This is a genomic window from Variovorax sp. BGA-UO-ETr-C22 (genome assembly GCF_059567965.1).
Genome location: NZ_JCAQPA010000009.1, coordinates 212,339 through 227,989 on the forward strand (window position 1 = coordinate 212,339; position 15,651 = coordinate 227,989).

The window sequence follows — 15,651 nt, forward strand, 5'->3', positions numbered from 1 at the left end:
ATGCCCACCATCGACTGGCCTCATTTCACGCCCTGGGCCGCACTGGCCGGCGGCGTGCTCATCGGACTTTCCGCCGCGATGTTCGTGCTGCTCAACGGCCGCATCGCCGGCGTCAGCGGCGTGCTGGGCGGCCTGCTGCGCCCCATGAAGGGCGACATGGCCTGGCGCGCGGCCTTCGTGCTCGGGCTGGTCGGTGCACCGCTCGTCTACGGGCTCTTCGCCGTGCTGCCCGCGGCGCAGATCGACGCGGGCTACGGCACGCTCGCGCTGGCCGGCCTGCTGGTGGGCGTGGGCACGCGCTACGGCGCGGGCTGCACCAGCGGCCACGGCGTGTGCGGGCTGGCGCGGCGCTCGCCGCGCTCGCTGGCCGCCACGGTGGCTTTCATCGCTGCGGGGGGCGCCACGGTGTTCGTGATGCGCCACCTTTTGAACCTGTCGTGAACCGGGAGATCTGCCATGTGGACCGCCATTGCTTCCTTGCTCGCCGGCCTTGTCTTCGGGCTCGGCCTCATCGTCTCCGGCATGGCCAACCCGGCCAAGATCCTGGGCTTTCTTGACGTGGGCGGCGCCTGGGACCCGTCGCTCGCCTTCGTGATGGCCGGCGCGGTGGCGGTGAGCACCATCGGCTTCCTGCTCGCGGGCCGTCGCAAGGAGTCGCTGCTCGGTGGGCCGCTCGCGCTGCCCAGCCTGCGCCACATCGACCGCCGCCTGGTCGGCGGCAGCCTGCTGTTCGGCGTCGGCTGGGGCATCGCGGGCTTCTGCCCCGGGCCCGCGCTGGTCTCGCTCGGCACGGGCGAGGTCAAGGCGCTGGTCTTCGTGGGCGCCATGCTGCTGGGCATGGGCCTGTTCGAACTGCTCGAGCGCCGCCGCTTCGCACGGCGCCCGGCCTCAGCCTGAGAAGGCGCGCGCGTTCAGCCGTACAGGTACTGCGGCAGCCACAGCGTCAGCCCCGGCCAGATGTACATGAACACCATGCACAGGATGACGATCAGCATGTACGGCATCATCCCCGCGAAGATCTGGTTGATCGTCACGTGTGGCGGCGACACCCCCTTCAGGTAGAAGGCCGACATCGCCACCGGCGGCGACAGGAACGCCGCCTGCAGGTTCACGAACACCAGCACGCCGAACAGCAGCGGATCGATCTGGAAGTGCGCCAGCAGCGGCAGGAAGATGGGCACGAAGATCACGATGATCTCGGTCCACTCCAGCGGCCAGCCCAGCACGAAGATGATCGCCTGCGACAGCAGCAAAAACTGCAGCGGCGACAGGTTCATGCTCAGCACCCACTCCTCGACGATGCGCTGGCCGCCCAGCAGCGCGAACACCGCCGAGAACAGCGCCGAACCCACGAACAGCCAGCAGACCATCGAGGTGGTCTTGAGCGTGAGGAACACCGCCTCCTTGATCTTCTTGAAGTTCAGCGTGCCGGCCTGCCATGCCATCAGGAAGGCGCCGGCCGCGCCGACCGCCGCCGACTCGGTGGCGGTGGTGATGCCGAACAGAATCACGCCCAGCACCACCAGCGTGAGCGTGGCCAGCGGCATCACCGACGACACCAGCATGCGCAAAATTTCGAACTGCTCCGCGTCCATGCGCCAGTAGTACCAGCCCAGCAGCGCGAGCGTGAAGAGGCAGGCCACCCAGAAGCCGGTGTAGAAGGCATCGGGCACCGCCGCGGTCTTGGGTGCCTCGACCGCGTCGCCCAGCTGCTGCAGGCCGCCTTCACCGGCAGGGGCGGCGGCGGGCTCGCTGCCCGGAGGCTCCTCGACGCCGCCGGGGGGCTCCTGCAGGCCGCTGCCTTCGGTGGTGTTCGCGGGTTCGTCGGTGCTCGGCGGCTCGGCCAGACCGGTGCCGGACGGCTCGGCGACGGCCGGCGCGGCGGCTGCGGGTTCGCCGGTCTTCTGCGTCGCCTGCTGCGTGGCCACCGGGGCGGCCGCGTTGTTGTCCTTTTGCGAGTAGATGGTCACGTACCACCACACCGAACCCAGCGTGACGGCGGCCAGCGCCAGCGGCACCAGCGCGCTCAGCAGGCCGCGCAGCAGCATCCACCAGCTCAGGCGCACGCCCTCGACCGCGCCGCGCAAGGCACGCCCCGGCGCCACCACGGCCGCGGCGAGCGCGGGCAGCATGCGCGGCGAGTAGCTGGCCGCGAGATGGGCCACCCACGGCGTGATGGGGGCACGCTGCTGGTCGATCGGCATCTTGGGCGCCACCTTCGGTTGCAGCACGGCCCAGCCGATCACGTAGATCAGGTACAGCAGGGCGAGGAAGAAGCCCGGGAACATCGCCGCTGCATAGAGCTTGACCACCGACTGCCCGGCCACGGCCGCGTACACGATGATCATCACCGAGGGCGGGATGAGGATGCCCAGCGTGCCGCCGGCCGTGATCACGCCGGCCGCCAGCCGCGTGTCGTAGCCCGCGTTGAGCATCGGGCGCATCGCGATCACGCCCATCAGCACCACCACCGCGCCCACCAGGCCGCTCGCGATGCCCCAGAAGGTGCACACGATGAGCGTGGTCACCGCCAGCGAGCCCGGCACGCGGCGGAAGGCGAGCTGCACGCTGTGGAACATCTTGTCGACCAGCGCGCCGCGCTCCATCACGTAGCCCATGAGCACGAAGAGCGGAATGGACAGCAGCGTCTCGTTGGTCATGGCCCCGAAGGCGCGCTGCACCATCAGGTCGAAGACCTTGTTGTCGAGCCAGGGCGAGGCGGGGTCGTAGAAGGCGATGAAGCCGAAGAACATGCCCAGCCCCATCAGCGTGAACGCCGTGGGGAAGCCGAGCATGATCACGAAGACGATCAGGCCCAGCATCAGCAGGCCGAGTGCCGGTTCGCTCATGCCGCGCCTCCCGTCGTGTCGCTCTTGCGCTGCTGCGCGGCCTGTTCGATGGCGTGGGCCTTCTCGATCACCTCGCGCTTGTCGGCCTCGTTCACGTAGCTGCTGCTGGCGAGCTGGTCGCCGACCACGTCCATTTCTTCCGCGTCTTTCAGGCGCGGCGTCCACACGCCGGTCTTCAGGCACAGCACGCAGCGCACCATCTCGGCGAGGCCCTGCACCAGCAGCACCGCGCCGGCCACGGGAATCACGAACTTGAAGGGGTACACCGGAATCGGGTCGGCGTTGAAGGTCTGTTCACGCATCGCGAGCGATTCACCGAAGTAGGTCCAGCCCGACCAGGTGAGTGCCACCACGCCGGGCAGGAAGAAAACCGCGAACAGCACGAGGTCGAGCGCGGCCTGCGTGCGCGGCTTCATGCTGCCGTAGAAGAAATCGCCGCGCACATGGCCGGCCTGCGAGAGCGTGTAGGCGCCACCCATCATGAACAGCGTGCCGTACAGCATGTTGTTGGCATCGAAGATCCAGGCCGTGGGCGCGTTCAGCGCATAGCGCTTGAACACCTCGCCGCACACCAGCAGCATCAGCGCGACGATGAGCCACGAGAAGGTCTTGCCCACCAGCATGCTGAACCGGTCGACGGCGTGGAGGAAGCGTTGGATGGTCATGGCGGCAGCAGCATGGGCGAGGCCCGTTCATGGAACACCGTGGCGCCAGCGATGCCGGGCCACCGGTGTTGCCCCCTGTGCGGGGGGAAGGCGCGCGCAGGAACGACGTGCGCGCCGACGGGAAGCATCAGCTCTTCTTTTTCCCGAAGTAGTGGTTGTAGGCCATCTTGAAGTCGACGCCATAGTCGTTCTGCCACTGCAGCGCACGCTCGGCGAACACGCGCTGCGACTCCAGCACCTTCTTGAAGAGCGGGTTCTCGCCGGCCTTCTTTTCCACCGTCTTGTCCCAGGCCGCGAGCTGCGCGCGCAGCACGGCGTCGGGCGTCTTGTAGAACTTGATGCCGGCCTTCTTCATGTCGGCGTAGTCCTGCGAGTTGCGCTGCACGGCCTTCCAGCTCATGTCGGCGCTGGCGGCCTGCACGGCGTAGTCGATGATGGAGCGCAGCTCCTGCGGCATGGCGGCGTACTTGCCCTTGTTGAACAGCACCTCGAACTGCTCGCCCGACTGGTGAAAGCTCTGCAGCATGCAGTTCTTCACCACGTCGGGAAAGCCCAGCACGCGGTCGCTCGAGGCGTTGTTGAATTCGGCCGCGTCGATCAGGCCGCGGTCCAGCGCGGGCACGATCTCGCCGCCGGGCAGCGGGTTCACCGCGGTGCCCATCTCGGTGAACATGTCCACGGCCAGGCCCACGGTGCGGAACTTCAGGCCCTTCATGTCCTCGACCTTGGCCACCGGCTTCTTGAACCAGCCCAGCGGCTGCGTGGGCATGGGGCCGTACAGGTACGACACCACTTCCATGTTCAGGCTCTTGTAGATCTCGTCGAGCAGCGCCTTGCCGCCGCCGTAGTTGTGCCAGGCCAGCACGGTGTTGGCGTCCATGCCGAAGCCGGGGCCCGAACCCCACAGCGCCAGCGCCGAGTTCTTGCCGTAGTGGTAGGCCACCACGCCGTGGCCGCCGTCGAGCGTGCCCTTGTTCACCGCTTCGAGCAGCTGGAAGGCGGGCACGACGGCGCCCGAGGGCAGCACCTCGATCTTCAGGCGCCCGCCGGCCATGTCGTTCACCTTCTTGGCGAAGTCGTTGGCGTACTCGTGGAAGATGTCCTTCGCCGGCCAGGTGCTCTGGAAACGCAGCGACGTGGTTTGGGCCATGCTGACCATCGGCGCGGACATCGCGCCTGCGGCCACTGCCGCGCCTTTGAGGAGGCTGCGACGGCGGGGCGATTTGCTGTCTGTCATGTGTCTCTCCATATAGTTCTCTGACCGGAACACCCAGGCCGTCGTCTTCACGTTATGGTTTCGACTGGCCGCGACCGCCATCTTTGGCGCGCCACACCTTGTGACAAACAGGGTTTTCACGAACCGGTGAAAAATTCCATCATCCGGCGTGCAGATCGATCGCCCCCAGCCGCCAAAGGCTCCGGGCTTACCCTAGAAATTCGAGAGAGAAAGCAACCATGAGTGAACCCGTTGGAGAAAAAGGCTACGCCGGCGACGTGACGCCCGAGCAGGCGGCGCAGTGGATGGCGAGCGGCGAGGCCGTGCTGGTGGACGTGCGCACCGACGCCGAGCGCGAGTGGGTCGGCTACGTGCCCGGCGCCGTGCCGCTGGCCTGGAAGCAGTGGCCGGGCATGGCGATCAACCCGGCCTTCGACGACGGCGTGCGCGCCGCCGCAGAGGGCGGCAAGAAGCTGGTGCTGCTGTGCCGCAGCGGCGTGCGCTCGATCGCCGCGGCGAAGCGGGCGACCGAGCTGGGTGCGCAGGCCTACAACATCCTCGAAGGCTTCGAGGGCAACCCGGACGAGAACGGGCACCGCGGATTGATCGGCGGCTGGCGCAAGCGCGGGCTGCCCTGGCGCCAGAACTAGAGCGCGCCGCGCGCCTCACTCGGCCGTGGCCGGGTCGATCACGCTGTACACCCGGTCCACGCGGTTGGCCGGGAAGCCACCGAGCTCCGCGTGCCGGCGCACGAGGGCCTCGTCGGTGGCCTGGTAGACGCAGTAGATCCGGTCGTCGGCCACGTAGCTGTGGATCCACTGGATGTCGGTGCCCATGCTGCTGAGCACGCCGCAGGATTTTTGCGAGATGGCTTTCAGGTCCGCCGCGGTGAACTGGCCGGCGCCGGGGATCTCTCGCTCGATGACGAACTTGGGCATGGCGGTACTCCTGTCTAGAATCGGTCGAAGGCGACCAGGACCTATGGTGCCGACGCGAAGCCGTCCTGTATTGCCCGTCTCGCCGGACTTGTTGTCCGGAACCCCGCCCTCGCTTGCCGGGAGGTGACCATGGATGTCTTGTCGGACGTGCTGCGGACCATCCGCCTGGAGGGCGCGCTGTTCCTGAACGGGGACATGTATGCACCCTGGTGCTTCAAGGTACCCAGGGGCGCGGACATCGCGCAAGTGCTCAGGCCCGGCGCGCAGCGCCTGGCCATCTGCCACCTCGTGCTGCAAGGCGAATGCTGGGCCCAGGTCGAAGGCGAGGCGCCGCTGCGCGCGCACGCCGGCGACGTGATCGCCGCGCCGCATGGCGATTCGCATGTGCTGGGCAGCGGCTTGCAGCATGCGGCGGTGGACATGTCGCATGTGGTGAGCCCGCGAGCGCCCGAACTGGCGCGCGTGCGCTACGGCGGCCAGGGCGACCGCACCTTGCTGGTGTGCAGCTGGTTCGCGTACGAAGGCGACGCGCCCAACCCCGTCATGGCGAACATTCCGCGCCTGTTCACCACGCCCTTGCGCAGCAGGCCGGCGGGCCCGTGGATCGAGCAGTCGGTCAATTTCGTGTTGGGTGATGCGGCTTCGCACACGCCCGGTTCGGAGATGGTGGCCGCGAAGGTGGCGGAAGTGCTGTTCACCGAAGTGCTGCGCGGCTACATCGAATCCATGCCCGCCAACAACCCGGGCTGGCTGGCCGGCCTGCGCGACCCCCACGTGAGCCGCTGCCTGGCGCTGATGCACGCCGAGCCCGCGCGCAACTGGACGGTCGATGCACTGGCGCAGGAAATCCACGTCTCGCGCAGCGTGCTGGCGGACCGCTTCACCGAACTGGTGGGCGCGCCGCCCATGCATTACCTGGCGCGCTGGCGCATGGTCCTGGCCGCCGGCATGCTGCGCAAGGACCAGGGCAACCTGGCGCGCATCGCCGAAGGCGTGGGCTACGAATCGGAAGCCGCTTTCAACCGCGCGTTCAAGCGCGAGTACGGCGTGTCGCCAGGGGCCTGGCGGCACAACGGCGCCTAGCGAGGCGCCGTTGCGGGGATCAGAGTGCCGGAATGCGCAGCTTCTGTCCCGGATAGATCTTGTCCGGGTGCGACAGCATCGGCTTGTTCGCTTCGAAGATCGCGTTGTACTTGTTGGCGTCGCCGTAGTACTTCTTCGAGATGGCCGAGAGCGTGTCGCCGCGCACCACGTCGTGGTACTGGGCGGGCGGTGCGGCCGGGGCGACGAGGTTGTTGTCCACGCTCGTCACGTTGGCCACGTTGCCCGCGGCGAGCGCGGCTTTCTCGCTGGCTTCCTGCGAGGGCGCCTGGCCCGCGAGGGTGACGACGCCGCTGCTGGCGGTGTAGGTCACTTCCAGTCCGGTGAGGCCGAGGTTCTGGGTCTCGATGTAGGTCTTGATGGCCGCGGCGGCTGCCGTGTTCGCATCGGGCGTGGCCGCCTGGGCCGACGAACCGCCGAACAGTTTTTCACCGGCTTCCTTGATGAAGCTGAGCAATCCCATGGTTTTCTCCTTGTGCCGTGGTGGATGGAAAAGGCGAATGTAGCGGCGGAACCGGGACGCTCCGCGTAGGCCCGCGCCGCGACTGTCAAAGAGGCGCCAGCAGGAATAACAACAAAGTCGCAATAATCGCGCGCATGTCTTCCCCCTTCCTCGCCATCGACATCGGCAACACCCGGCTCAAGTGGGCGCTTTACGAGGGGGCCTTCCCCGGTGCGGCACTGCAGGCCCATGGTGCCGAGTTTCTCGACCACATCGAACGCCTGGCCGATGGCCCCTGGGCCGAGCTGCCGGCGCCCGGTTCCATGCTGGGCTGCGTCGTGGCCGGCGACACGCTGCGGCGGCGCGCCGAAGAGCAGATCACCGAACGCTTCGACTGCGCTCCGCGCTGGGTGGTGTCGAGCGCGGGCGAGGCGGGCATCGTCAACGGCTACGACCATCCGACGCGGCTGGGCGCAGACCGCTTCGTGGCCATGATCGGCGCGCGCCACCGCATGCTGTCGCAGGGGCCCGAGCGGCCGATGGTGGTGGTGCTGATCGGCACGGCCGTCACCGTGGAGGCGATCGATGCCAGCGGCAAGTTCCTGGGCGGCCTGATCCTGCCGGGCCACGGCATCATGCTGCGCGCGCTCGAATCGGGCACGGCGGGCCTGCACGTGCCCACCGGCGAGGTGCGCGAATTTCCCACCAACACCAGCGACGCGCTGACCAGCGGCGGCACCTACGCCATCGCGGGTGCGGTCGAGCGCATGGTGCAGCACGTGCGCTCGCACTGCGGCGCCGAGCCGGCCTGCTTCATGACCGGCGGCGCGGGCTGGAAGATGGCGCCCGCCATGAACGGAGATTTCGAACTGGTCGAGAGCCTGATCATGGACGGCCTGCTCGTCATCGCGAAGGCACGGGCCCCGGCGGCGGCCGGCTGACCCGTCTTCCGTCTTCTCACCGCCTCATCAGGGCTCGGGCTTCATCAGCGCCTCGCCCATGGCCTGGAAGGCGGGCAGGGTGAGCGGGTCGTTGCCCGCGTTGGCGGCGATCGGGTGCGCGGCGTAGCGCACGATCACCATCTCGGCCTTCGGATCGACGTAGATGCTCTGGCCGTGGATGCCGCGCGCCATGTACGCGCCGTGCGGGTTGTGCGAGACCCACCACATGTTCCGGTAGCTCCAGCCCGGCAGCAGCGCGTAGCCGGCCTTCGCGAACTTCGCCGGATCGGCGCCGCGCTGGATGTCGTCGACCACCGCCTTGGCGATCGCCTGCTGCCCGTTGGGCGCGCGCCCGCCGTTGCGCAGCGTCTCGCCGAAGCGCGCGATGTCGCGCAGCACGGTGTTCAGGCCGCCGCCGCCCGACTCGGTGCCGATGCGGTCGACCATGAAGTACGCGTCCTGCTCGGCGCCGATGCGGCGCCAGATCTTCTCGCTCAGCAGGTCGGCCAGCGAGCGGTTGGACGCGCGGCGCACGATCCAGGCCAGCACCTCGGCGTTGACCGTCTTGTAGGCAAAGGCGTCGCCGTGCGTGCCTTCCTTCTTGAGCGTGGCCAGGAATTCGTAGAACGACTTCGGGCCCGCGTAGTTGGCGCCCTGCGTGAGCATGCCGCCGGCGCGCGCATAGTCCCAGACCTCGGCCTTCGGGTCGGCGTAGTTCTCGGAGTAGCGCACGCCGATGGTCATGTCCATCACCTGGCGCACGGTGGCGTCGCCGTAGGCCGTGTCCTTGAGCTCGGGCAGGTACTTGGTGACCGGCGCCGACGGGTCGAGCGTGCCTTCTTGCGCGAGGATGGCCGCCAGCGTGCCCACGAAGGACTTGGTGACCGACATCGCCAGGTGCGGCCGCTCGGGCGTGAGCGCGCCGAAGTACTTCTCGTAGACCACCTGGCCGCGGTGCAGCACCAGGATGCCGTCGGTGTAGGTGCGCGCGATCATCTGGCCGAAGGTCTGCGCCTCGCCACCGCCCATGGGCTGGAAGCGCACGGCCTCGATGTCGAACCGGGGCTTGGCCGCCGGCAGCGGGCTGGCGGCGCCGGGGCCGCGCCACACGTTGGCCGTGGGCACCGTCTCGCGCACGTGCGAGAAGCTCCAGCGGATGCGCGGGTACACGCCGCCGACCGGGTTGTCAAAGGTGATCTGCTTGTCGGGCGGCGGCGGAAAGCCCTGCATCCAGCCCAGCGCCTCGACCGAGGTGGCGGCGGGATCGGGCAGCGCGGGCGCCGGCGGGGTCTGGGCGAGGCTGGTGTTCACGGCAAGAAGGGTGAAGGCGGCGGCCAGCGCCGTGCGTTGAAAGAAGGGAAACGACGACACAGAAGAAGAGGGCATGCAACGGGCTCCAGTGGACGACAGAAACGGAACGGAAATCAACAGCCTCAGCGGCCGCTGAACCGCGCAGGCCGGCGCTCGATGAAGGAGCGCACGCCCTCGGCCGCATCCTCGCTGTTCGACAGGCGTTTCTGCGTCTCGATGAATTCCGCCACGGCCGCCAGCGGCCCGTGTTCGATCGCCTTGAGCACGTTGAGCCGCGTGGCCTGCACGGCCAGCGGCGCCTGGGCCGCGATGCGCTGCGCGATCTGCAGCGCCGCGTCGAGCTCCTGCCCGGCCGGCACCACCTTCTGCACGAAGTTCAGGCGATAGGCCTCGGCGCTGTCGAATTCGTCGGCCGTGAGCAGGTGCAGCATCGCGTTGCCCAGGCCCGCGCGCTCGGCCATGCGCAGCGTGGCGCCGCCCGTGGCCATGATGCCGCGCTGCACTTCCATCTGCGAGAAGCGGCAGTTGTCGGCCGCCACCACGATGTCGGCGCCCAGCATGAGCTCGATGCCCACCGTGAAGCAGATGCCCTTGACGGCCGCGACCATCGGCTTGGTGCGGCGGCGGTAGCCCTCCAGGCCGAAGTCGTGCGGCTCCACCAGCCCGGCCGGGATCGCCTTCTCGCCGCGCTTCATGTACTCGGTGACCGCCGGCAGGTCCAGGCCCGCCGTGAAGTGGTCGCCGAACGCATGCAGCACGCCCACGCGCAGGCTGGGGTCATCGTCCAGCCGCGTGTAGGCCTCGGCCAGCTGCTTGAACATCGGCGGCGTCCAGCCGTTGCGCTTGGCGGGGCGGTTGATGCCGATCAGCAGCACGTGGTCGAGCACCTGCGTGTCGATGCAGCCTTCGGCGGGCGGGATGGTGGGGGTCGCAGTCATCGGTCTTGTCTCCTTGTTGTTGTCGTCGTGGCGCTGCGGATCAGTAGGTGTAGACGCCGCGGCCCGTTTTACGGCCCAGCTGGCCGGCGGCGACCATTTCCTTCAGCAGCGGGCAGGGGCGGTACTTGGAATCGCCGAACTGCTCGAGGTACACCTCCATCACGGCCAGGCACACGTCCAGGCCGATCATGTCGGCCAGGGCCAGCGGGCCGATGGGCTGGTTGCAGCCCAGCTTCATGCCGGCGTCGATGTCCTCGGCCGTGGCCAGGCCTTCGGCCAGCACGAAGAAGGCCTCGTTGATCATCGGCACCAGGATGCGGTTGACCACGAAGCCCGGCGCGTTCTTCACCGTGATCGGCGACTTGCCCAGCTTCTCGGCCAGCGCCTTCACCGCGTCGTGCGTGGCGTCGCTCGTGAGGTAGCCGCGGATCAGCTCCACCAGCGCCATCATCGGCACCGGGTTGAAGAAGTGCATGCCGATGAAGCGGTCGGCGCGCGAGGTGGCGGCGGCCAGCTGCGTGATCGAGATCGACGAGGTGTTCGACGCGATGATCACCTCGGGGCCCACCAGCTCGTCCACCTGCTTGAGGATCTTGAGCTTGAGGGCGTGGTTCTCGGTGGCGGCCTCGATGACCAGCTGCGCGCCCTTCAGGTCGTTGTAGTCGGTCGAGCCCTTGATCAGCGCCAGCGCGGCGGCCTTCTGCTCGGCCGTGAGCTTTTCCTTCTTGATCAGGCGGTCGAGGCTGCCCGAGATGGTGGCGATGCCCTTGTCGACGGCGGCCTGGGCCACGTCGATCATCACCACGTTGACACCCGACACCGCGCAGGCCTGGGCGATGCCGTTGCCCATGGTGCCGGCGCCGATGATGCCCACAGTCTGAATCGTCATGAAAAATGCTCCTTGAAACAAAAAAAGAAAATCGGAGGCGAGGGCGGGCGCAAGGCCGCCGTCGCGCAATGGCGGTCATTGTGAATCAGCCCGGAGGGGCCGCCGTTCCCGTGGGCGACACCGGCCCGGGGTGGCTTACAGTGCTGCGATTGTTTTCAACCCCATTTTTTCGAGCCCTCGCATGACCACCCTCGGCACTCCCCTGTCCCCTTCCGCCACCCGCGTGATGCTGCTCGGCTCCGGCGAGCTCGGCAAGGAGGTGCTGATCGCCCTGCAGCGCCTGGGCGTCGAGACCATCGCCGTCGACCGCTACGAGAACGCCCCCGGCCAGCAGGTGGCGCACCACGCGCGCACCATCACCATGAGCGACCCCGAGCAGCTCAAGGCGCTGATCGAGGCCGAGAAGCCCACGCTGGTGGTGCCCGAGATCGAGGCCATCGCCACGCCCATGCTGCAGCAGCTGGAAGACGCGGGCGTGGTGCGCGTGATTCCCACGGCCCGCGCCGCCCGCCTCACGATGGACCGCGAAGGCATCCGCCGGCTGGCCGCCGAGACGCTGGGCGTGCCGACCAGCCCCTACAAGTTCTGCGACTCGCTGGCCGAGCTGCAGGCCGCGATCGACGCCGGCATCGGCTACCCCTGCATCGTCAAGCCCGTGATGAGCAGCTCCGGCAAGGGCCAGAGCAAGATCGACGGCCCGGCCGACGTGCAGAAGGCCTGGGACTACGCCATGGCCGGCGGCCGCGTGAGCCATGGCCGCGTCATCGTCGAGGGCTTCATCGACTTCGACTACGAGATCACGCTGCTGACCGTGCGCGCGAAAGACGCGGCGGGCGCCGTCGAAACGAAGTTCTGCGACCCCATCGGCCACGTGCAGGTCAGCGGCGACTATGTGGAAAGCTGGCAGCCGCACCCCATGGCACCGGCCGCGCTGCAGAAAGCCCAGCAGATCGCGCAGGCCGTCACGGCCGACCTGGGCGGGCAGGGCCTGTTCGGCGTCGAGCTGTTCGTGAAGGGCGACGAGGTCTGGTTCAGCGAAGTCAGCCCGCGCCCGCACGACACCGGCATGGTCACCATGGCCACGCAGTGGCAGAACGAGTTCGAGCTGCACGCGCGCGCCATCCTCGGCCTGCCGGTCGACACCTCGCTCAAGAGCCCGGGCGCCAGCGCCGTGATCTACGGCGGCGTGGACGCCACCGGCATCGCCTTCGACGGCGTGGCCGAGGCGCTGCAGGTGCCGGGCAGCGACATCCGCCTGTTCGGCAAGCCCGAGAGCTTCGTCAAGCGCCGCATGGGCGTGGCGCTGGTGCATGCGGCCGACACCGACACGGCCCGCAAGCTGGCCAAGGAAGCCGCTTCGCGCGTGAAGCCGCGCACGGCCTGAGCGTTCGAGTTCTCCGGGTGAACCCGCGAGCCGGGCCCCGGTAGCCAGTTTTCGCAAGCGACCCCGCAGCGGTGCGGGCATGGTGCGGGTCTTGTCGCCAGGACGCCGGTCGGGTGCGGGTGCATGCGGATAGCCCGCAGGCCCCCCGCCCTCCACACTGAGCGCTCCGTTCGATTCACCGGAGACACCATGCTGCATCCCCAGGCGCGCGCCTTGCTGGATTTCATCGAAGCGCGCGGCATTCCGCCGACCCACACCCTGTCGCCCGCCGACGCGCGGGCCTACTACCGCGAGCGCCGCACCGCCACGCAGCCGCTGCCGGCCGAGGTCGCCGAGGTGCGCGACCTCGCCGCCGACGGGCCGCACGGCACCATTGCGGTGCGGCTGTACAAGCCGCTCGGCGCAGGCCCGGGCCCGCTGCCCGTGCTGGTGTACTACCACGGCGGCGGCTGGGTCATCGGCGACCTTGACACGCACGACGTGCTGTGCCGCGAGCTGGCCAACGGCGCGGGCTGCGCGGTGGTCGCGGTCGACTACCGCATGGGCCCCGAGCACCGCTTTCCCACCGCCGTGGACGACGTGCTCGCCGCCACCCGCTGGGTGCGCCGCGAAGCCGCCGCGCTGGGGCTCGACGCGAGTCGCCTCGCGGTGGGCGGCGACAGCGCGGGCGGCAACCTCGCGGCCGTGGCGTCGATCGCCGCGCGCGATGCGGGCGACCTGCCGATCGTGTTCCAGCTGCTGATCTACCCGGCCACTGACATGCGCCGCGGCCATCCGTCGCACCAGGCGAACGGGCAGGGCTACCTGCTCACGCGCGACACGATGACCTACTTCCACGACCACTACATCACCGACGCGAAGCACGACCTCGACTGGCGCGCTTCGCCGCTGCTGCACACCGACCTGTCGGGCCTGCCGCCGGCGCTCGTGCTCACGGCCGGCTACGACCCGCTGCGCGACGAAGGCGCGGCGTATGCCGAGGCGCTCACGGCCGCCGGCAACCGCGCGAACTACGTGTGCTTCGAGCGCCAGATCCATGGCTTCATCACCATGGGCAAGGTGCTCGACGAGGCCCACACCGCCGTCGCGTTGTGCGCGGCGGAACTGCGCCGCGCGTTCGCGTCGGCCTAGGGAAAGTCCCCGCGCAAATGGATGCCGCGCGCAAGGCCCCCGCCGCTACGATCCAGCGAACACGACGCCACCCCCCGGTCGGACGTCGTCGACCGATGCAGGAGACAGACACCATGCAGCGAACCAGGACGTCGACGCCTTCGGGCGGCGATGCACGGCAGGGCGAACGCCTCATGTGGCTCACGCCGCAGCGCGTCTTCTACGCCGGGCTGCTCGGCGCCGCGGCCGAGCGCGCCATGGGCGGGCACGGCGTGTACGTGTCGCCCGCCGGTGCGCCGCCCAACCGCATCCGCATCGGCGGTGGGGCCTGGCAGAGCGGCGAATTCATCGTGGTGCCGCCGCACGTGCCGCACCAGGTCGAGAGCGCCTGCCCGCTGATCTTCAACCTGCTGATCGAATCGGAGTCGGTCGATCCCGCGCGCATGCCGGCCTTTTTGCAGCATTGCGGCCCGGTCGATGCGCCGGCCTTCGTGCAGCGCATGCGCGAGGTCCATGCCCACCTGCTGGCGGCCTCGGCGCGCGGCATCGACTTCGACGGCTTCGACTTCGACGCGCTGTTCTTCGACGGCCCGCTCGTGCCGCGCCCGCTCGACGCGCGCATCCGCAAGGTGGTCGACATGCTCGTGGCCGACCCGGCCGCGCCCGCTTCGGCGGAAGACTGCGCGGCCTCGGTGCACCTGTCGTTCTCGCGCTTTTTGCACCTGTTCAAGCAGGAGACGGGCATGGCCTTTCGCGGTTTCCGGGCCTGGAAGCGCGCGCGCAGCCTGCTGCGCTACGTGCACCAGAGCGGCACGCTGACCGACATCGCGCTGGACACCGGCTACCCCGACTCCACGCACTTCAGCCATTCGATCCGCCAGGTCTACGGGCTCAAGCCCAGCGACATCGTGGCGGGCTCGCGCCGCCTCGCGCTGCACGACGCGGCCGGCGGGTTCCGGCAGTAAGCGCAGGCGGGACGGCATCGCATGCAGATCCTCCAACTCCTGCTCTCGGGCATCGCGCAAGGGTGCATCTACGGCCTCATCGCGCTGGGCTTCGTGCTGATCTACAAGGCCACCGAAACGGTGAGCTTCGCGCAGGGCGACCTGATGATGCTGGGCGCGTTCGGTGCCTTCGCGGGCATGTCGCTCTTTGGCATGCCGTTCTGGCTTGCGGCGCTCCTGGCCGTAGTGGCCATGGCGGCCTTCGGCGTGCTGCTCGAGCTGGTGGTGATCCGCCCGATCCTCGGGCAGCCGCAGTTCTCGATCGTGATGCTGACCATCGGCATCGCCTACGTGGCGCGCGGCCTGATCACCATGGTGCCGGGCATCGGCACCGACACCCACACGCTGGCGGTGCCCTACAAGGACCAGATCTGGAAGCTCGGCGAGCTGGTGGTGAACCTGGAGCAGTTCGTGATCATCGTGGCCACCGCGATCCTGTGCGGCCTGCTGTACGCCATGTTCCGCTACAGCAAGCTGGGCATCGCGATGCAGGCCTCGTCGCAGAACCAGCTCGCGGCCTACTACATGGGCATTCCGGTGAAGCGGCTCAACGGGCTGGTGTGGGGGCTCGCCGCAGCGGTGGCCGCCATCGCCGGCATGCTGCTGGCGCCCATCACTTTCGTGCACGCCAACATGGGCTTCATCGGCCTGAAGGCCTTTCCGGCGGCGGTGGTGGGGGGCTTCGGCAGCCTGCCGGGCGCGATCGTCGGCGGGCTGGTGATCGGCATCGTCGAGTCGTTTGCGGGCTTTTACCTGCCCGACGGTTTCAAGGACACGGCGCCGTACATCGTGGTGCTGCTGATGCTCATGATCAAGCCGAACGGTCTGTTCGGCGAGAAGCTGCGCAAGAAGGTGTAAGTCTC

The 15,651-nt window shown here is 68.6% G+C and carries 17 protein-coding genes; 9 read left to right on the forward strand and 8 right to left on the reverse strand.

Translation table 11 applies throughout. The annotated features are described in order from the left end of the window. Positions 1 to 441 (forward strand): YeeE/YedE family protein, encoded by a 441-nt coding sequence (locus AC57B8_RS10530; RefSeq protein ID WP_496479584.1) that lies wholly within the window; start codon positions 1 to 3, stop codon positions 439 to 441. A 15-nt stretch (positions 442 to 456) separates the two neighbouring features. Further along, on the forward strand, positions 457 to 897 hold the full coding sequence (locus AC57B8_RS10535; RefSeq protein ID WP_390348135.1) for a DUF6691 family protein: 441 nt from the start codon (positions 457 to 459) through the stop codon (positions 895 to 897). 14 nt (positions 898 to 911) lie between these two features. Here the strand turns inward: AC57B8_RS10535 and AC57B8_RS10540 are convergent, their stop codons facing one another. From AC57B8_RS10540 to AC57B8_RS10550, 3 genes are all read right to left on the reverse strand, one after another. Beyond that, positions 912 to 2,849: a TRAP transporter large permease subunit gene (locus AC57B8_RS10540; protein ID WP_495266508.1), complete on the reverse strand. Its 1,938-nt coding sequence runs from the start codon at positions 2,847 to 2,849 to the stop codon at positions 912 to 914. Continuing rightward, complete coding sequence (locus AC57B8_RS10545; protein ID WP_095747756.1) at positions 2,846 to 3,514, reverse strand: TRAP transporter small permease subunit; 669 nt, start codon at positions 3,512 to 3,514, stop codon at positions 2,846 to 2,848. Before AC57B8_RS10545 ends, AC57B8_RS10540 begins: the two co-directional genes overlap by 4 nt. Before the next feature lie 127 nt (positions 3,515 to 3,641). After that, complete coding sequence (locus AC57B8_RS10550; RefSeq protein WP_070061869.1) at positions 3,642 to 4,751, reverse strand: TRAP transporter substrate-binding protein; 1,110 nt, start codon at positions 4,749 to 4,751, stop codon at positions 3,642 to 3,644. Positions 4,752 to 4,969: 218 nt separating this feature from the next. Here AC57B8_RS10550 and AC57B8_RS10555 point away from each other — a divergent pair, with 218 nt between their 5' ends. Next, positions 4,970 to 5,380, forward strand: coding sequence for a rhodanese-like domain-containing protein (locus AC57B8_RS10555; protein ID WP_369630479.1), 411 nt, complete (start codon positions 4,970 to 4,972; stop codon positions 5,378 to 5,380). A 15-nt stretch (positions 5,381 to 5,395) separates the two neighbouring features. Here AC57B8_RS10555 and AC57B8_RS10560 read toward each other — a convergent pair whose 3' ends face one another. Then, a complete protein-coding gene (locus tag AC57B8_RS10560; protein ID WP_095950262.1) occupies positions 5,396 to 5,668 on the reverse strand; it encodes a DUF4242 domain-containing protein in 273 nt (90 codons plus the stop codon). A 129-nt stretch (positions 5,669 to 5,797) separates the two neighbouring features. On the opposite strand from AC57B8_RS10560, the gene AC57B8_RS10565 reads away from it, so the two are divergent. Then, entirely contained in the window at positions 5,798 to 6,751 is a 954-nt protein-coding gene (locus AC57B8_RS10565) for an AraC family transcriptional regulator (protein ID WP_496479585.1), read from the forward strand. A gap of 19 nt (positions 6,752 to 6,770) precedes the next feature. Here AC57B8_RS10565 and lysM read toward each other — a convergent pair whose 3' ends face one another. Continuing rightward, the gene (lysM, locus tag AC57B8_RS10570) at positions 6,771 to 7,232 is read right to left on the reverse strand and encodes a peptidoglycan-binding protein LysM (protein WP_062478819.1); all 462 of its coding nucleotides are present in this window, start codon (positions 7,230 to 7,232) and stop codon (positions 6,771 to 6,773) included. A gap of 134 nt (positions 7,233 to 7,366) precedes the next feature. Here lysM and AC57B8_RS10575 point away from each other — a divergent pair, with 134 nt between their 5' ends. Further along, the gene (locus AC57B8_RS10575; protein WP_062478816.1) at positions 7,367 to 8,152 is read left to right on the forward strand and encodes a type III pantothenate kinase; all 786 of its coding nucleotides are present in this window, start codon (positions 7,367 to 7,369) and stop codon (positions 8,150 to 8,152) included. 27 nt (positions 8,153 to 8,179) lie between these two features. Here the strand turns inward: AC57B8_RS10575 and AC57B8_RS10580 are convergent, their stop codons facing one another. Genes AC57B8_RS10580 through AC57B8_RS10590 form a run of 3 tightly spaced genes read right to left on the reverse strand, consistent with a single transcriptional unit; the run spans position 8,180 to position 11,290 of the window. Then, positions 8,180 to 9,538 carry a serine hydrolase domain-containing protein gene (locus AC57B8_RS10580; protein WP_496479586.1) on the reverse strand — a complete coding sequence of 453 codons (1,359 nt, stop codon included), beginning with the start codon at positions 9,536 to 9,538 and terminating at the stop codon, positions 8,180 to 8,182. Positions 9,539 to 9,585: 47 nt separating this feature from the next. Further along, positions 9,586 to 10,401 carry a crotonase/enoyl-CoA hydratase family protein gene (locus tag AC57B8_RS10585; RefSeq protein WP_496479587.1) on the reverse strand — a complete coding sequence of 272 codons (816 nt, stop codon included), beginning with the start codon at positions 10,399 to 10,401 and terminating at the stop codon, positions 9,586 to 9,588. A 40-nt stretch (positions 10,402 to 10,441) separates the two neighbouring features. Further along, positions 10,442 to 11,290, reverse strand: a complete 849-nt coding sequence (locus AC57B8_RS10590) for a 3-hydroxybutyryl-CoA dehydrogenase (protein ID WP_062478806.1) — start codon at positions 11,288 to 11,290, stop codon at positions 10,442 to 10,444. Positions 11,291 to 11,471: 181 nt separating this feature from the next. Between AC57B8_RS10590 and purT the strand changes: the two genes are divergently transcribed. From purT to AC57B8_RS10610, 4 genes are all read left to right on the forward strand, one after another. Beyond that, positions 11,472 to 12,674 (forward strand): formate-dependent phosphoribosylglycinamide formyltransferase, encoded by a 1,203-nt coding sequence (purT, locus tag AC57B8_RS10595; protein WP_095950256.1) that lies wholly within the window; start codon positions 11,472 to 11,474, stop codon positions 12,672 to 12,674. Between the two features lie 189 nt (positions 12,675 to 12,863). Beyond that, entirely contained in the window at positions 12,864 to 13,805 is a 942-nt protein-coding gene (gene lipP1, locus AC57B8_RS10600; RefSeq protein WP_062478799.1) for a LipP1 family hormone-sensitive lipase, read from the forward strand. A 113-nt stretch (positions 13,806 to 13,918) separates the two neighbouring features. Further along, positions 13,919 to 14,749 (forward strand): helix-turn-helix domain-containing protein, encoded by an 831-nt coding sequence (locus tag AC57B8_RS10605; protein WP_369645464.1) that lies wholly within the window; start codon positions 13,919 to 13,921, stop codon positions 14,747 to 14,749. 21 nt (positions 14,750 to 14,770) lie between these two features. Then, positions 14,771 to 15,646: a branched-chain amino acid ABC transporter permease gene (locus AC57B8_RS10610; RefSeq protein ID WP_070061875.1), complete on the forward strand. Its 876-nt coding sequence runs from the start codon at positions 14,771 to 14,773 to the stop codon at positions 15,644 to 15,646. Positions 15,647 to 15,651 lie beyond the last annotated feature (5 nt).

Bases quoted from the DNA above. Each gene is read 5' to 3' on its own strand.
- lipP1 (WP_062478799.1), top strand. From the start codon at position 12,864: ATGCTGCATCCCCAGGCGCGCGCCTTGCTGGATTTCATCGAAGCGCGC.
- AC57B8_RS10550 (WP_070061869.1), bottom strand. From the start codon at position 4,751: ATGACAGACAGCAAATCGCCCCGCCGTCGCAGCCTCCTCAAAGGCGCG.
- AC57B8_RS10535 (WP_390348135.1), top strand. From the start codon at position 457: ATGTGGACCGCCATTGCTTCCTTGCTCGCCGGCCTTGTCTTCGGGCTC.
- AC57B8_RS10590 (WP_062478806.1), bottom strand. From the start codon at position 11,290: ATGACGATTCAGACTGTGGGCATCATCGGCGCCGGCACCATGGGCAAC.
- AC57B8_RS10565 (WP_496479585.1), top strand. From the start codon at position 5,798: ATGGATGTCTTGTCGGACGTGCTGCGGACCATCCGCCTGGAGGGCGCG.
- AC57B8_RS10605 (WP_369645464.1), top strand. From the start codon at position 13,919: ATGCAGCGAACCAGGACGTCGACGCCTTCGGGCGGCGATGCACGGCAG.
- lysM (WP_062478819.1), bottom strand. From the start codon at position 7,232: ATGGGATTGCTCAGCTTCATCAAGGAAGCCGGTGAAAAACTGTTCGGC.
- AC57B8_RS10580 (WP_496479586.1), bottom strand. From the start codon at position 9,538: ATGCCCTCTTCTTCTGTGTCGTCGTTTCCCTTCTTTCAACGCACGGCG.
- AC57B8_RS10545 (WP_095747756.1), bottom strand. From the start codon at position 3,514: ATGACCATCCAACGCTTCCTCCACGCCGTCGACCGGTTCAGCATGCTG.
- AC57B8_RS10555 (WP_369630479.1), top strand. From the start codon at position 4,970: ATGAGTGAACCCGTTGGAGAAAAAGGCTACGCCGGCGACGTGACGCCC.
- purT (WP_095950256.1), top strand. From the start codon at position 11,472: ATGACCACCCTCGGCACTCCCCTGTCCCCTTCCGCCACCCGCGTGATG.
- AC57B8_RS10540 (WP_495266508.1), bottom strand. From the start codon at position 2,849: ATGAGCGAACCGGCACTCGGCCTGCTGATGCTGGGCCTGATCGTCTTC.
- AC57B8_RS10560 (WP_095950262.1), bottom strand. From the start codon at position 5,668: ATGCCCAAGTTCGTCATCGAGCGAGAGATCCCCGGCGCCGGCCAGTTC.
- AC57B8_RS10575 (WP_062478816.1), top strand. From the start codon at position 7,367: ATGTCTTCCCCCTTCCTCGCCATCGACATCGGCAACACCCGGCTCAAG.
- AC57B8_RS10530 (WP_496479584.1), top strand. From the start codon at position 1: ATGCCCACCATCGACTGGCCTCATTTCACGCCCTGGGCCGCACTGGCC.
- AC57B8_RS10610 (WP_070061875.1), top strand. From the start codon at position 14,771: ATGCAGATCCTCCAACTCCTGCTCTCGGGCATCGCGCAAGGGTGCATC.
- AC57B8_RS10585 (WP_496479587.1), bottom strand. From the start codon at position 10,401: ATGACTGCGACCCCCACCATCCCGCCCGCCGAAGGCTGCATCGACACG.